Annotated in this window: 15 protein-coding genes; 6 read left to right on the top strand and 9 right to left on the bottom strand. The window is 45.7% G+C overall.

The window, feature by feature from the left end:
• Positions 1 to 520: 520 nt before the first annotated feature.
• The 4 genes from FOT42_RS01885 to FOT42_RS01870 all read left to right on the top strand — a co-directional run bounded on the left by FOT42_RS01885 (position 521) and on the right by FOT42_RS01870 (position 4,946).
• Entirely contained in the window at positions 521 to 1,975 is a 1,455-nt protein-coding gene (locus tag FOT42_RS01885; RefSeq protein WP_151888872.1) for a Gfo/Idh/MocA family protein, read from the top strand.
• A 277-nt stretch (positions 1,976 to 2,252) separates the two neighbouring features.
• Positions 2,253 to 2,837 carry a porin family protein gene (locus tag FOT42_RS01880; protein WP_151888871.1) on the top strand — a complete coding sequence of 195 codons (585 nt, stop codon included), beginning with the start codon at positions 2,253 to 2,255 and terminating at the stop codon, positions 2,835 to 2,837.
• A gap of 181 nt (positions 2,838 to 3,018) precedes the next feature.
• Positions 3,019 to 3,906: a carbon-nitrogen hydrolase gene (locus FOT42_RS01875; RefSeq protein WP_151888870.1), complete on the top strand. Its 888-nt coding sequence runs from the start codon at positions 3,019 to 3,021 to the stop codon at positions 3,904 to 3,906.
• Complete coding sequence (locus tag FOT42_RS01870; RefSeq protein ID WP_151888869.1) at positions 3,906 to 4,946, top strand: agmatine deiminase family protein; 1,041 nt, start codon at positions 3,906 to 3,908, stop codon at positions 4,944 to 4,946. Before FOT42_RS01875 ends, FOT42_RS01870 begins: the two co-directional genes overlap by 1 nt.
• A 50-nt stretch (positions 4,947 to 4,996) precedes the next feature.
• On the opposite strand, the gene FOT42_RS01865 is transcribed toward FOT42_RS01870, so the two are convergent.
• Both FOT42_RS01865 and FOT42_RS01860 read right to left on the bottom strand, forming a co-directional pair.
• Positions 4,997 to 6,235 (bottom strand): glycosyltransferase, encoded by a 1,239-nt coding sequence (locus FOT42_RS01865; RefSeq protein WP_151888868.1) that lies wholly within the window; start codon positions 6,233 to 6,235, stop codon positions 4,997 to 4,999.
• A 178-nt stretch (positions 6,236 to 6,413) separates the two neighbouring features.
• Complete coding sequence (locus FOT42_RS01860) at positions 6,414 to 7,925, bottom strand: DEAD/DEAH box helicase (protein WP_151888867.1); 1,512 nt, start codon at positions 7,923 to 7,925, stop codon at positions 6,414 to 6,416.
• 247 nt (positions 7,926 to 8,172) lie between these two features.
• Here FOT42_RS01860 and FOT42_RS01855 point away from each other — a divergent pair, with 247 nt between their 5' ends.
• The gene (locus tag FOT42_RS01855) at positions 8,173 to 9,036 is read left to right on the top strand and encodes a sigma-70 family RNA polymerase sigma factor (RefSeq protein WP_151888866.1); all 864 of its coding nucleotides are present in this window, start codon (positions 8,173 to 8,175) and stop codon (positions 9,034 to 9,036) included.
• A gap of 398 nt (positions 9,037 to 9,434) precedes the next feature.
• Here the strand turns inward: FOT42_RS01855 and FOT42_RS01850 are convergent, their stop codons facing one another.
• Complete coding sequence (locus FOT42_RS01850; protein WP_151888865.1) at positions 9,435 to 9,788, bottom strand: hypothetical protein; 354 nt, start codon at positions 9,786 to 9,788, stop codon at positions 9,435 to 9,437.
• A gap of 13 nt (positions 9,789 to 9,801) precedes the next feature.
• A complete protein-coding gene (locus FOT42_RS01845; RefSeq protein ID WP_151888864.1) occupies positions 9,802 to 10,578 on the bottom strand; it encodes a hypothetical protein in 777 nt (258 codons plus the stop codon).
• Between the two features lie 129 nt (positions 10,579 to 10,707).
• Between FOT42_RS01845 and FOT42_RS01840 the strand changes: the two genes are divergently transcribed.
• On the top strand, positions 10,708 to 11,991 hold the full coding sequence (locus FOT42_RS01840) for a dipeptidase (RefSeq protein ID WP_151888863.1): 1,284 nt from the start codon (positions 10,708 to 10,710) through the stop codon (positions 11,989 to 11,991).
• A 3-nt stretch (positions 11,992 to 11,994) separates the two neighbouring features.
• Here the strand turns inward: FOT42_RS01840 and FOT42_RS01835 are convergent, their stop codons facing one another.
• The 5 genes from FOT42_RS01835 to FOT42_RS01815 form a co-directional block, all read right to left on the bottom strand.
• Positions 11,995 to 12,405: an acyl-CoA thioesterase gene (locus FOT42_RS01835; RefSeq protein ID WP_151888862.1), complete on the bottom strand. Its 411-nt coding sequence runs from the start codon at positions 12,403 to 12,405 to the stop codon at positions 11,995 to 11,997.
• A 166-nt stretch (positions 12,406 to 12,571) separates the two neighbouring features.
• Positions 12,572 to 13,471, bottom strand: a complete 900-nt coding sequence (locus tag FOT42_RS01830; protein ID WP_151888861.1) for a DUF72 domain-containing protein — start codon at positions 13,469 to 13,471, stop codon at positions 12,572 to 12,574.
• Between the two features lie 38 nt (positions 13,472 to 13,509).
• A complete protein-coding gene (locus FOT42_RS01825; RefSeq protein ID WP_226789769.1) occupies positions 13,510 to 13,962 on the bottom strand; it encodes a hypothetical protein in 453 nt (150 codons plus the stop codon).
• Between the two features lie 219 nt (positions 13,963 to 14,181).
• Positions 14,182 to 14,631 (bottom strand): hypothetical protein, encoded by a 450-nt coding sequence (locus FOT42_RS01820; RefSeq protein WP_151888859.1) that lies wholly within the window; start codon positions 14,629 to 14,631, stop codon positions 14,182 to 14,184.
• 102 nt (positions 14,632 to 14,733) lie between these two features.
• The gene (locus FOT42_RS01815) at positions 14,734 to 15,498 is read right to left on the bottom strand and encodes a 3-keto-disaccharide hydrolase (RefSeq protein ID WP_151888858.1); all 765 of its coding nucleotides are present in this window, start codon (positions 15,496 to 15,498) and stop codon (positions 14,734 to 14,736) included.
• Positions 15,499 to 15,555 lie beyond the last annotated feature (57 nt).

The following is a 15,555-nucleotide window of genomic DNA, read 5'->3' as shown; positions in this document are numbered from 1 at the left end:
AATGGGAAAGAAACTAATCATAACGCTGATTTTATCAATTTTGACTTTTTTGTCAACGTCATTTTTAACTGTAATAAGTCATTTGACTTCGCCTGTTAATAAAACAGTCGGATATAAATCTTTAGAAATTGGATTTCCATTTAAATATTACGAGGAATTTATGATTGACTGCCCAAATCCAAATTACGGATGGAATTTAAACAATCTGATTATAGACATAATTCTGACTTTGATTATTGTTAGCGGAATTATGTACTTTATAAATAAAAAAAACGTGTTACAACACCGTGTATAGCTCATTGCGGCTGAATTCCTAATCGGAATTCATTGCAAATTTGCTATCTTCGGTTTACGGCGGAAAATCCTCGCGGATTTTCACGCAACGAGCCATACACAAAACCGATAACGAAACCCCACTTTTCTTTATCATTTTGTTATCCCGGCCCAACCAATAAACCTTCCCGTCCATTTTTTTCCTATCTTGTTTGGCAATTCATGACCAAAACAACGTAAACAAAAAATGAAGAAAAAATCATCCTCAAGTAGAAGAAACTTTGTGAAGAACACTGCAATGGCTTCCAGTATCTTCATCGTACCCCGCCACGTGTTGGGCGGGCCGGGCTTTTTGGCCCCCAGCGACCGTTTGAACCTAGCTGCAATCGGTGCGGGCGGTAAAGGGGCCAGTGATATCGCCAATGCGTCCGTGAACGGGCGCGAACGCGTAGTGGCCCTTTGCGATGTGGATTTTTCCGGATCGGCCAAACGATCGGTGGAGCTTTTCCCCAAGGCCAAGCTCTACAACGACTATCGCGAAATGCTCGATAAGGAAAAGGACATCGATGCGGTGACCATCAGTACCCCGGACCATGTGCATGGACCTGCAGCGGCCTATGCCATGCAGCGTGGAAAGCACGTGTATGTCCAAAAACCCCTCACCCACAACATCCGCGAAGCACGGGTGTTGACCCAGATGGCGAGGGACAAAAAAGTAGTGACCCAAATGGGCAACCAAGGGGGTTCTAACCCGCTCTTGGGCCTGGTACAGAAATGGGTGGATTCCGGTGCATTGGGCCGGATCACCAAAGTGGAAATTTGGACCAACCGTCCTGTGTGGCCGCAAGGCTACGCCATGCCCGAACCCAATCCCGAAAGCAAACCTGAAGACCTGTTCTGGGACCTTTGGTTGGGCCCTGCCCCCGAGACACCCTATATCCCCAACCTGCATCCGTTCAACTGGCGAGGCTGGTGGGACTATGGAACCGGGGCTTTGGGCGATGTGGGATGCCATTTGGTGGACATTCCGTACCGAACCTTGAAACTGGGCTACCCTACCGCTGCAGAATGTAGTGTGGGAACGGTTTTCTCCCAAATGTGGAACCCCGATTACCATCCTGAAGGTTGTCCGGCCACATCGTTCATCACCCTGAACTACGAAGCGACCGAAAAAACAGGCGCACCATTGATCATGACTTGGAGCGATGGGGGCATACGTCCCTCCCATCCAGAGATCATTCCTGCGGACAGCGACATTGGTGGACCGGGTAGTTACAACGGTGTACTTATCCATGGGGAAAATGGAGTCATTTCCACCAACATCAATGACAGTTCGCCTTTGACGCCCAAACTCTACCTGAACAATGGCACCACAGAGTTCGGTCCTGAGGTAGAGGATATGCCAGAGCCCGAATATGGCCACCAACGCAAATGGGTGGATGCCTGTAAAGCCGGGTTTGGCAGTCAGGAGCACTTGGATCTGACTTCCTCCTTTGATTATGCAGGACCTATGACCGAAACCGTTCTCATGGGCAACTTGGCCATCCGCAGTTATATGTTGCGCAGACCGAATGCCGAGGGCAACTTTGAATTCTATGGCCGTAAAAAGCTGCTATGGGATGGTGAGAACATGAAGGTCACCAATTTTGAGGACGCCAACCAGTTCGTTACCCGTACCTACCGCGAAGGATGGGAGGTGTAATACTTCTAATCTACACACCAGCAATAAACAATAAGGGCCGTCTTTGACGGCCCTTTTATATGTTCACAGATTTTTACCAAAATAGATTTTCCATCTATTCCCCTCCTATCGAAAATGAATGCCCAAACCCTTCGCAAGGTCAGTCATTTGGATGTATGGCCCGGTTTTGGACCATGGGCACTGTTCTTTTGAGTCAATATCTAGATGATTCGCATTAAACCATGCAGATATCAAACGCTAATTTAGTCACCGTTTAGAAACCCTTAAATTTTACAAAATGAAAAAGAATGTATTGATTATAGTGGCTTTTCTCACAGGAGTGACCTGCTTTGCCCAGAATACGAACAATGTACAATTAGGTGTACGTGGTGGTGCCAATTTTGCCACTGTGGCGGGGGATGATTTCGATAGCCCGGATTCGAGGACCTCTTTCTACTTGGGTCTATTGGCCGAGGCTCCTTTGTCCGATCATGTTTCCCTGCAGCCAGAAGTCTTTTATTCGGCACAAGGTTTTGATATCACTGACGAACCCGATACCCCGGATGCACAATTCCAGGTAGATTACATCCAAGTACCGGTGCTTTTGAAGTTCTACATCGCGGATGGATTGAACATTCATGCAGGACCACAATTTGGTTTTAAGGTAAACGAGGAAGTGGATTTCAACCCGGGTGAGGATTCCGGTGATTTTGATTCGGATTCCATCAATAGCTTCGACTTTCAGGGAGCTGCAGGTGTGGAATATAAATTTCCTTCCGGATTTTTTATCCAAGGGCGATATTCCTACGGTTTCTCCGAAATGATTGAGGATGTGGACATCCATAACTCCGTATTTTCCGCTGGACTTGGATTTATGTTCTAAGAAAGATAAAATCAGAAAAAGAAAATGAGGGAACTCCATCTATTTAGATGGAGTTTTTTATGGGAGGACGTTACATTGATTGATATGAAAACAAGGTCAATTTCAATAAAAAAGGGCTCTTCTTTGAAATCAATAAAACTATCTTTACATTGGTTTTTTAAGAACATTCGAAAAATTGAGCATGGCAAAGAATACCTATACCATTTCGGTCATACAACTGAATCTGAACAATACCCCCGAGAACAATCTGAAAAAATGCATGGAGTGGGTAAAAAAGGCAGCGGCCAAGGGTGCCGAGGTCATATCACTCCCCGAACTCTATAGCAGCCATTATTTCTGCCAAAGTGAAGACACCGACAATTTTTCACTGGCTGAACCTTTGTACGGCACTTCTTTCAAAGCTTTCAGTGCCCTGGCCAAGGAGTTGGGCGTGGTCATCATAGTGCCCTTTTTTGAAAAGCGCATGTCCGGGGTGTACCATAACAGTGCCTACATCATTGATTCTGACGGTTCCGAGGCAGGGTTGTACCGAAAAATGCACATTCCCGACGACCCTCATTTTTATGAGAAATTCTATTTTACCCCAGGGGATCTGGGTTTCAAGACCATACCCACCCAAAAAGGGAAAGTGGGCACGCTGATCTGTTGGGATCAATGGTACCCAGAAGCGGCCCGTTTGACCGCCCTCCAAGGTGCGGAGGTACTCTTCTACCCTACGGCAATAGGCTGGCATCCGAAGGAAAAAGAGGAATTTGGGGAAAAACAGCAAGGTGCCTGGATGAACGTGATGAAAGGACATGCCGTGGCCAACGGGGTCTATGTGGCCGCAGCCAACCGGATCGGATTGGAAAAATACCTTCCCGATACGAATGGCATTGAGTTTTGGGGATCTTCCTTCATTTGCGGACCTCAAGGCGAGATCTTGGCACAGGCCTCTGCCGATCAAGAAGAAATATTGTTGGCAGAAATCGATTTGGACCTACAAGAAAACGTTCGCCAAAACTGGCCTTTCCTTCGCGATAGACGCATCGATATGTACGGGGCCATCACCAAAAGAGCTATTGACTGATGGCGGCAACATCTTGGCGGTTTCCCGCTGAATGGGAAAAACAACACGGCATTTTACTGTGCTTTCCGCACAATGGAAACGACTGGCCCGGTAAGTATGGAGCCATTCAATGGGCCTTTGTGGAATTCATCAAAAAAGTGGCCACTTTTGAAGAGGTTTTCCTCGTAGTCGCCTCTGAAAAACTCAAGGAAAAGGTCCATGAAATGCTCAAGTTGGCACACGTGGACACCGATAGGGTATCTTTTATTGTCCACAAGACCAACCGCAGTTGGATGAGGGACTCCGGCCCCATCATTGTAAAGAATGGAACGCAGCGAAAGGCCTTGAACTTCAACTTCAACGGTTGGGCCAAATATTCCAATTACAAACTCGATAGACACGTTCCGCAGAAGGTCTCCGACTTTTTGAACGTTCCTTTGGAACAGGTGACTTACAAAGGGAAGCCTGTGGTACTTGAAGGCGGGGCCATTGATGTGAATGGAAAAGGAACCCTGATCACATCCGAAGAATGTTTGTTGGATCCCAAGATCCAAGTCCGGAACCCAGGGTTCACCAAAGAGGACTACGAAACCATATTCAAAGAATATCTCGGCGTTACCAACACGATTTGGTTGGGCGATGGCATCAAAGGGGACGATACCCATGGGCATATCGACGATTTGGCGCGGTTTGTCAATGAAAATACAATTGTCACCGTTGTGGAATCGGACACCTCGGATGCCAACTATGCACCACTTCAGGACAACCTGAAACGATTGGAGAAAGCTGTTTTGGAAAATGGGAAAAGACCCAAATTGGTGACGCTTCCCATGCCCAAACGAATCGATTTTGAAGGGATAACGCTTCCGGCCAGTTATGCCAATTTCTTGATGCTCAACAAGGCCGTGCTGATGCCCACCTTCAATGATTCCCGTGATCGCGAGGCCTTGAACACCTTGGCGAGTGTTTTTCCTGATCGGGAGGTCATAGGTATCAGTGCCATAGATTTGATCTGGGGATTTGGGACCTTACATTGTTTGAGCCAGCAGATACCAAAATAAATGTAAAGTTTATTAAACAATAAAAGAAATGCATCGGTGATGTATGCTCTTTATTTTCTATGCTTCTCCTCTATCCATTTGGCCAAGTACTTTGTACTGGTCAAGGTTTCATGGTGCAGTAGTCGCCCTATGAAATTACGGTTTCTGTGATCGGTTAAGTGTTCAGTCGCCTCGTTTAAATGTATGATAAGTTGATTTTGGAGAATTTCTTTTTGATATAAGCTATTGATCAGAACAATTCCGTTGCCTTGGGCAGCAGTCCAATTTTCTTCGTGTTGATAAAGTTGTATGGCAGATTGAGCAAAAGCATCCCAATCATCCGTAACGGTTCCGTTCCAAGGTAGCCCAACGTGCATGCCTTCCGACCCGATGGAGGTTGTGACGCTTGGAATGCCATGGATCATCGCGTCCAACAACTTGCCCTTGATGCCCGCCCCAAACCGTAAGGGAGCCAATAGCGATCGGTGCTTTTGTAGCACCTCCCCGACATTCTCGGCCCAGCCTTTCACATGAAATCCGGTTTTGGAATGGTGCATGTCCTTGACCATTTGTGGGAGGTAAGCCCCATAAATGTAGAGATTGGCCCTGGGCAGTTCCTTTCGGATGAGTGGCCAAATGGTGTTTTTCAACAGTTTGATGGAATCCATATTCGGCGCATGTTTTCCATTGCCGATACAGACAAAATCGCTACGCTCTTCAAAACTTGGCCATTGTTGGACAGTTTCCGGGGAAATGGGGTCCACCATAAATGGCAGATGGAACAGTAGGGCTTTGGGTATGTTCAATTCCTGTTCCAACAGATCCATTTCATAAGGGGAAATCAACAGGTTGATGTCGCTCCGATAAATGCTACTTGCCTCCCGAAGGGTCATCGGATGGTTTTTCCATTGGTCCAAAGTAAACTCCCGTTCTTTTTTCACGGCCTCTTCCCTAGCCTTTCGAAGGGAGTGAAGATCCTCAGTGTTCAATATGCGTAAAGCCTTTGGAGCAAATTCAGCGACCCGCCAACCAAACTGCTCTTCCACCATAAAGCGGTCAAAAATCACCATATCCGGCTTCAGTTTGACCAAAAAGTCATCAAAACTGGAATGGTTAAGGGTAATGGTTGCCTCAGTTATGCCCAAACTGGTCAAATCCAGACTGAATCCGGTTTTTGCCGCAGTGGATACAAAAGTGATTTCATAACCAAAACTGATGAAGGTCTCCAACAATTGCAGCATGCGGCTACCGGCAGCTGTGGTCTTCGGTTCTGGCCAGACATGGCCGATGACGAGAAGTTTTTTTGCCATACAAAAGGACTTTCACTACAAGTGCCAAATCTACGCATCGACACGAATTGCACAAATTTTCTCAAACACCAAGCTTCAAATTCCAAATAACCAAACCTGAAACCAGAATAAAGAGAATGGACAAAAGGTAGAAACCTGAAATACCAATAGCTAAGTAACTCAGTAACCCAATAACCAACTACATGCGTGCGGCAAATTTCTGGGAGATACTGGAACGCAGTTTCCGCTCATAGTCTTCCTCCAGCCACTCTTTGTAGTTTTTGGTGTTGTTCATGATGCAATAGGAATACTGTTTCACCCGATAGGCAATCTCATCCTTGAGCTCTTTGGCCAACAGACGGGCATCGAACACATCCTCGCTGTTCTCCACACAGATCTGGGCATGCTGCTCTATGCTCCGCTCCAGGACCAATTTGGATTTTTTCCCTTCGGCAAACACTTTTTTGTATTCTTCCTTGATGTCAAAGGTGATGTTGTCGGATTTGCTGAACTTGGCCCGAAGCTCATCGGGCATTTCATAGACAAAATCACGCTCAATGTCCTCATCGTTCTTGATGTTCTCCAAGTAGAAATCAGGGAAATGGAAAATTTCCTGCCAGTCCACAGGTGAGTCCCAGGGCCCGAAGCGGGCAATGTTGTTCCCCATGTCCACCACATTGAACTCATCCTTGTTGGGCAGTATCCTAGATCCCCGCCCGATCATCTGAAAATATAGGGTGAGCGATCTTGTGGCCCGGTTCAGGATGATGGACTGCACCGTGGGCTCGTCAAAACCTGTGGTGAGTATGCTCACAGAGGTCAGGATGGCATCTGGGGTCTCCGCAAACCAGTCCAAGATCTCCCGCCTTTCATTTGCGGTGTTCTTGTTGTCCAAGTGACGGATGTTGTATCCGGCCTTTTTGAAGGTTTCATACACATACAGCGAAGTGTTGATCCCATTGTTGAAGATCAACGTCTTGGTTCCCTTTGCGATTTCCTCATAGGCGGACAGCAGTTTGCCCAGCATACTGTGGTTGCCATAGAACTCATCGGAAGATTTAACGGTATAGTCCCCGTGAATGCCCAGTTTGAGGGTTTTGAGACTCACATCGTAGTTGTACAGCTTGGCCTTGGCCAAAAAGTTCTTTTCGATCAATGATTTTATGGATTCCCCAATGATCAAGTGTTTGTAATGGTCCTTCATGGGGAGCTTGATGTTGGAACTCAAAGGTGTTGCGGTCACCCCGAGGATGGTAGATCCCTCGAAGTATTTGAACAGCTTTCGGAAGGAATTGTAATGTGCTTCATCGATGATGACAAGGCCTATATTGTCAATTTTCACCTTTTCTTCCTGTAGCCGGTTGTTGAGCGTCTCCACCATGGCCACAAAACACATATAGTCCGCTTGGTCCTGAAGTTCCTTTACCTCGCTGTTGATGATCTTGTTCGCTACACCAAAGCCGTGGAGCATTTGGGAGGTCTGTTTGCTCAGCTCAATCCGGTGGGTAAGCACCATTACCTTTTTTCCGGTATTCTGGATGAACCTTCGGGTAATTTCGGAAAATACCACCGTTTTGCCACCGCCCGTGGGCAATTGGTACAGAATGTTGGTTCCCTCCGGGAGTTCATCCAAGTGCTTGAAGATCTTTCGCAGGTCTTCTTGCTGGTAATCGTATAAGGTTTTCTTGTTGACTTCTTTTTTTACCTCCAAGGGAAAATAGGTTGTGGATGGGCTCCAAATTAAAAAACCCTACAAAATTAGGGGTTTTTTGGGCTACAGGGAAGAGGTGACCTAGCTTTTCTTTCAAGATACTATCAACAATGCGTTTGGAAAAGTGATTTTACCGAATCATTGATTTTGGGTATAACATTTTGATAACAATAACATTTACGGTTTGGAAAATAGGGCATAAAAATGTATACTGTAAGCTTATAACACTAAGAAACCATATACGCGAATGAGGCAGCTAAAAATCATCAAACAGGTCACCAACCGTGAATCCAAATCACTTGACAAATACTTGCAGGATATCAGTAAGATCGATTTGATAACTGCACAGGAAGAGGTGGAACTTGCGCAAAAGATCAGGGCCGGAGACCAATTGGCCCTGGAAAAGCTGACCAATGCAAATCTCCGTTTTGTGGTATCCGTGGCAAAGCAGTACCAGAACCAAGGGCTCAAGCTGCCCGATCTGATCAATGAGGGTAATGTGGGCTTGGTGAAAGCGGCCAAACGGTTTGATGAGACCAGGGGCTTCAAGTTCATTTCGTATGCGGTTTGGTGGATCAGACAGTCCATTCTTCAGGCCCTTGCGGAGCAATCAAGGGTAGTCCGGCTTCCCTTGAACAAAATCGGCTCCATCAATAAGATCAAAAAAACATTTTCCTATCTGGAGCAGGCCCATGAGCGGCCACCATCCGCAGAGGAAATCGCCAAGGAACTGGACATGACCGTTACCGAGGTGAAACAATCCTTGAAAAACACAGGCAGACATGTGTCCATGGATGCCCCGCTCAAGGAAGGGGAAACGTCCAACCTGTATGATGTGATCAGGGCCGGGGATTCCCCAAAACCGGACAAGGGACTGATGCACCAGTCCCTGAACACGGAGATCAACAGGGCATTGGACACCCTATCGCCCCGTGAAGCTGATGTGGTGCGGTTGTATTATGGCATCGGGAATCAGCCCTCCATGACCCTAGAGGAGATCGGGACCACTTTTGACCTGACCCGGGAGCGTGTGAGGCAGATACGTGAAAAGGCCATCCGGAAACTGAGGCATACCTCCAAGAGCAAAATATTAAAATCGTATTTGGGGTGACCCTAAAAATAGAAAAGGGGATGCAGTTTTGCATCCCCTTTTCCATGATATCCATAAACACTTATGGGTGGCTCAGTTGATTGATATCAGAATCAATGAGCATTTCGTTCAAATCCCTAATAAAGTTAATGTAGGCGGTGTTTTCTTGGTTGTAATTTTTCATAGATCAACAGTTGGGGTTAAGTCAATTATAAATAATCAAGTTCGGCAAGTTCATTGATGCTCAGTATCTCGTTGAGTTCTTGAAGGAATGCCAAGTATTCTTCTCCGTAGGTGTCGTATAACATCGCTGTCGTTGGTTTATGGGGGTTTTGGTTATAACGTGAATCTAGTTCAAAGATTATGGTGTGACAACAAATTGTGGCGAAATGCGGGACAATGGTTGTGAAATTTCGTTTTCATTTTGTTTCCAAAATATCCAGTGCCACTTCAAAGTCAAGATCGGGATCTACCTTGCTCGGCCTAATGCTGAATTCGTCATAGATGAAACAAAGGTTCATGGGCAATCTTCTGCGCTCGCTCTCCGTGATCATTCCCAACTTTGACAAAAGGGCACATTTGATTTCAAAGGCCTTGTTGCTGATTCTGGGATCTTGGTGGGTCTCCAGTTCGGTGAGGAACGGGATTTCCTTTTTGTCCCCCACTTCCAGCATTTCGTCCATGAGCATCAATCGGCACTCCAGGTCCTTGGCGTGCTGGAACAAAGGGTGAAAAACGCTTTGCAAATAGGTTGGAAGTCCGTTTTCGGTCATGGCGATTATTTCTTTAAATGGTTCTGAGTACCTGCATTTCGAAATCCACTTGTTCGTCCACATTCGGGAACTCCGCCAAAAACTGGTTGTACAGGAACGAAAGGTGTTTCATGTCCTTGTCCGTTCGACAAAGGATGGCCATTTGCTGTACGGTTTCCAACAGCCCGAAGGTCTTCATCATCCGAAGGTTGGGCACCACTTTCTGGCAGGCCAGGTCCAAGGATTCGTGATCTTCATTTTTGATGTGAACGTTCGCACCGCCAATGAATTCCAGTACATTTTGCCGGAACATCCGGACCAATTCTTCCATAAGGTCCATTTGGCCCATACATTCCTGCAAAACAGATTTCAGGCTTATGCTATGATCTGCCGCGGGATCGAGGTTTCTTTCTATGGTCTGAAAATATGCTGGCATAGAGTTTCCTATATTTTTTTTATTGTCTTGGCCGTGGGCCAATGTCCTCAGTGCCTTTACCAGTTCCCGTTGCGCATTGTTCAGTGGGGTGTTTTCCAAGGCATTGACCAATTTTATAAAAGTTAGTTGCTTGGAGGACATTCTTTGTTGGTCCGAAGAAGGGGCGCCCAGTCCTTGGATGCCCGCTCTTTGACATATTTCTTCGAGCTGTTTGATCTCGCTCACGCCAAAGACTTTGTCTTCCAGTCCATGTTTGAACATTTCAAAGGATTTCTTTAGTTCGCCGGCCTCGACCGTGCCCAGTTCCTCATAAGAAAAAGAGCTCAATCCTATTTCCAGTTTTTCCAAGTATGAAAGCAGTTCTCGTGTTCCCAAAGTTGTACGGGTAAAAAGTTAATATTCATACTAAAAATCCAGATAAAACCAAGGGAGAGCAATTTATTGTTCCGTAGGGTTCGGATTTTGTTGTCAAATTGCGTTATTTGTAGGTGTAAAAAACCAACCATGAAACACTTTTATCTTTTCTGTAGCCTGATCCTATTCATTTCCTGTGGGGAAAAACAAACCAAAAAAGTTGAAACCTTGGAAGAAAAAGCACAACGGATCCATGATTCCGTCATCACCATTGACACGCATGATGATATCAACATCAACAATTTCACGGACAGCATCAACTATACCCAGCGACTGGATACCCAGGTGAACCTTCCCAAAATGGAAGAGGGCGGATTGGATGTGGTCTGGTTGATCGTTTACACCGGACAGGATTCCCTGAACGCCGAAGGTTATGCCAGGGCATCCGAGAATGCAATCTCCAAGTTTGATGCCATCCATAGGCTGTGCGAGGAAATCGCCCCTGACCAGATAGAGTTGGCGCTGAACTCGGCAGATGTGAGACGGATTGTTGCCGCAGGAAAAAAAGTGGCCATGATCGGTGTGGAAAACGCCTATCCGATCGGAGAGGATATGTCCAAATTTGAAGAATACCATAAACGGGGCGCACGCTATATTTCATTGGCGCACAATGGCCATAGCCAGTTCAGCGATTCCAATACGGGAGAGCAGGACAGCATTTGGTTGCACAATGGACTCAGTGAACTGGGCAAGCAAGCAGTTGCCGAAATGAACCGATTGGGGATCATGATCGATATTTCGCACCCTTCCAAAGAGGCCATGGTACAGATGGTGGAGCTTTCCAAGGCTCCCATCATTGCCTCCCACTCCTCCGCACGCGCGTTGTGCGGACATAGCCGTAACCTGGACGACGAGCAGCTTTTGATGCTGAAGGAGAACGGTGGTGTGGTTCAAACAGTCGCTTTTAGCTCCTATTTGAATACAGAAAAGCATGAGGCGCGTGCCGAATATATGAAAGGGGTGTACCAAAAAGTGGCCGATTCCCTAGGGATAGCATGGTACGAACGTTCGCAGTTTGCTTCGTTGACTCCTGAACAACGTCAGGAATTCTTTGAAAATTATGGCAAAGTGCGTGAGATTGGCGAGGAATTGGCCCAAAAAGACCCGAACGTACCGCCTGCCGTGAATGTTTCAGACTTTGTGGACCATATCGACCACATGGTGAAGTTGATAGGGATAGACCATGTCGGCATCAGCTCCGATTTTGACGGAGGCGGTGGTATTGAAGGTTGGTCGGATGCTTCCGAGACCTTCAACGTGACCTTGGAATTGGTGAAACGTGGCTACTCCGAAGAGGACATTGCCAAATTGTGGGGCGAAAACCTATTGCGCGTGCTGGACGAAGTCCAGGCCGTGGCCAAGACCCTCAAGTAAGGATCAGGAGTTTTCCTCCTTTTCCTTTTTGGCCAACCGATCCTTTACGTACTCAATTTTGGTCTTGCCGTGGGGCTTGGGATTTCCCTTTTCATCAAGGTTGACCATGATGATGTTGTCCACGGTAACAATGCTTTCGTGCGTCATTTTGTTCCTGACTTCACAGTTCAGGGATATGGAGGTCGTCCCGAACTTGATCACATCGATACCAATTTCTATGATGTCGCCTTCCACGGCGGTACTCATAAAATTGATTTCGGACATATATTTGGTGACCACTTTCTTGTTCTCCAACTGAATGATACTGTAGAGGGCAGCTTCCTCATCCACCCAGGCCAGTACCCTGCCGCCAAAAAGAGTTCCATTGGCGTTCAAATCTTCTGGTTTTACCCATTTCCTTGTATGAAACCGCATGGTTGAAACTTTTAAAATTTGGAACAAAGGTAGCGCAATATAGCAAAGGTTTTCTTTGGCGAGGGAGTGAATTTTCCGTAATTGCCAATTTGAAATATTTCAATATCAGAGAGTACGGAGTCGATAAAATTGAAAGCTCCAGATCTCAAAATTGATGATTCAGAGGTCAACCGAACAGATCGCCCAAGGTGTCCAAGGTATTTTTGGGGATGTGCAAGTCACACCCCAGCGCCGGATTCAACCGCTTGATGAGATAGGCCGAGAGCAAAGGGGATTCGAGTTCCATGTTCTGGTGCACGAAGAAGTGAATGTTTTTCAACCCTTGGGATTTCCATGTGGCCAACCGTTCAATCCAGTCATCCAACCGCGGGTAATCGGATTGATGGTTTGCCCCCACGTAGCGAATAAAGGCCTCATTGTTGGTAAGGCGCATGTGCATGAGGTCCCTCCTTCCTGCCGTATCCACAAGCACATTGGCAATATTGTTCTCTTCCAATAAATGGTAAAGTTCCTGTGCCACTTTTTCGTCATTGAACCATCCCGTATGCCGAAATTCCATGGCCAAGGGAAACTCTTTGGGCCAATATTCCACAAACCGCACTACCCTGTCCCAGTTTTTGGGACCAAAATTGTTGTGCATCTGCAAAAAAATGGTGCCCAGTTTTTCCTTCAACAATGCGGTCACTTCCAAATAGCGGTCTACCACGGGATATACTTGCTCATTGAGGCGACGAAGATGGCTCACCTCATTGGTCATTTTGGGGAAGAACTTAAAGTCTTCCGGAGTTTTTTCATACCACTTTTCGTAGGTGTCCGGAGGAAAAATACGGTAGAAAGTAGCGTTGAGTTCAATACAATTGAACTGGGAGGAATAGTAGGCCAACTCGTCCTTGGTGCCCCAAGGATAAAAATTCTTCAGGTCCTGTCGGTTCCATTTCGCGCAGCCCACATAGACCTGGGTATCGCCATCCTCCTTATATTTTGAAAGAACGGCCGCCGTGTCGGGATGGTCTTCCGGGATGGTGAAGTCGATAAGCTCTGGATGTTCTACCTTTCCGAATTTCATAATGTTGAAAGTATTCTTTTTGTGCTACAAAACTAGGACTATTCTTTGAACTCCAAACTTTCAAATATTGAAGCATAGTCATCGATATATTTGTTGAACAATCGCGGGATTGAACTATAATTGTAATGGTAATACTCCCCTTTATATTCAAAGTAGGTGGTTCTGTTCACATAATTTCTCATGTTCAGTTTGAACTTTTCGTCAACGATATAAGTTTCTCCAAACTTGGATTGGATCTGAGATATTTTCTTGGAATAGTCGCTTAGGGATGCAAATATTTGAATCCTTTCATCCACCAGTTTATTCAAAGGGATATCGGCAGGGGTGCTACGGATATAGATTTCCACTTCTGGATACTTTTCTTGATACTTAACAGGTTTGTAGCTAAGTTCATTATGAAGGTCCAGATAGGGATGCCAATTTTCTGGTAATGTCAGAGTATATGTGGCGGCGTTCAATTGATTTTCCAGGGACTTATTCTGTTCAACCAACTTCTTGGGGTTGGTCGCACAACTTGCGAACAGTATAAACAAGTGAAGGACACTAATTTTCTTCATGTTCAATATCAGGTATTCTACAGCCCTTTAAATTAGTCAACTTTTGTAAATATACTGAATTAAGAACACCAGAGCGATTGATATCCAGAGTACGGGTCCGATTCAGAACAAAAAGCTATCCAATGTTTCAAAAATGACTTTGGAGAAAGATTTTTAAACAATGGTTATGGCAATGCTCAGACCTTGTTCATCCCCAAGTTTAGGAATGAGTGCGTGATAAGTCAAATTAGGGGCTTCGGTAGTATCATTTTGATGAAAAGTGACCATAAGCACCTGATCCCCGGTTTCACAATCTTCAACCAACTTGTAATCTATGGAAGTATTTCCGTTGGAGAGAGATCTTTTGCCGATTACAAGATCGTAGGTTGAAAAGTCAATTTGAGGTTGACAACTGCCCGTGACCAATGCCTCAAAACTCGACTGGCTACGGATGATGGTAAATTCATCGACCAAGTCAATCTCCATTTGGTATTTGGTGTTTGCACACCCGTATTCCGATTCAAGGCTAGCCGTGTTCAGAATTCTGTCCGTACAAGCGTCATCATTTTGGCAGCAAGTGAATGTTTTCAGTATAATAAGCAAAATGAGACCTCGAATTTTCATGGAGACTTTTTAGATAGACACAATTTTTGGATTTGGTTGTGTATTGTTCGTGACAAAAAATACATTTCAATTGTATAATGGGCGTACCTAAGCCCTAGTTCATTATAATTCCCTGATCTTTATATTCCGGAACCAGACTTCAAAATACCAATCCTGAAGGGCTATCTTTCCTTGCGTATATTTCCCAAACTCTGGATGGTTCTTAAAATGGGTAGCGGCCACTTTTTCTTGCCATTCCGGTGTGGTAAAGTCTTGGACCGCCGTGAGTGTCCCGTTCAGGTAGAACTCCACTTTCCCATCCACTTGCTTGATACGTGTTTGGTTCCATTGCCCAGATTTGGTGTCGGCCTCATTTTCCTGTGGCGAAAAAGCATAGAGACACCCTGATTTTTTGACAGCAACATCATGGTCCATGTGGTCAGGATCTAGAATCTGATATTCGGGTCCACTCTGCCAAGCTGCGCCGAGTTCCGGTTTTTCCTGTACATTGATAAAGATGCCACTGTTGCCCCGGCTGGAGATTTTCCATTCCAAGATCAGTTCATAGTTTTCATAGGCCTTGTCCGTGACCAAGTCCCCCTGCTGCTTGCTTTCATCCTTGGCGTTGCAGTAGAGTTCCCCATTCTTGACCTCCCAGGCCAAATCAGCACCAGGCGCATTGTACAGGTGCCATCCATTCAGCGTCTTGCCATCAAAAAGCAGCTCCCACCCCTGCTCCTTTTCGATGTCGAGCAGTTGGTTGTGCGTTTCGTTTTCCAGAGCCACTTTCTTGGTATGCCAAGTTTCAGATTCCTGTTTCTGTTTGTCATTCTTGCAGGCCACGATCAAAAAAATGGAAATGACTGGGCCAAGAAAATGTATACGCATGGGTATTGATTTTTAATTGTTTTGGTTGAGGTTAAAGATACTCAAATTGGGACATAC

The organism is Flagellimonas hadalis (assembly GCF_007785775.2).
In the GTDB taxonomy this organism is placed as follows: Bacteria; Bacteroidota; Bacteroidia; order Flavobacteriales; family Flavobacteriaceae; genus Flagellimonas; species Flagellimonas hadalis.
Note: the sequence above shows the minus strand (reverse complement) of the source record. Positions and strands in the feature narration are given on the sequence as shown.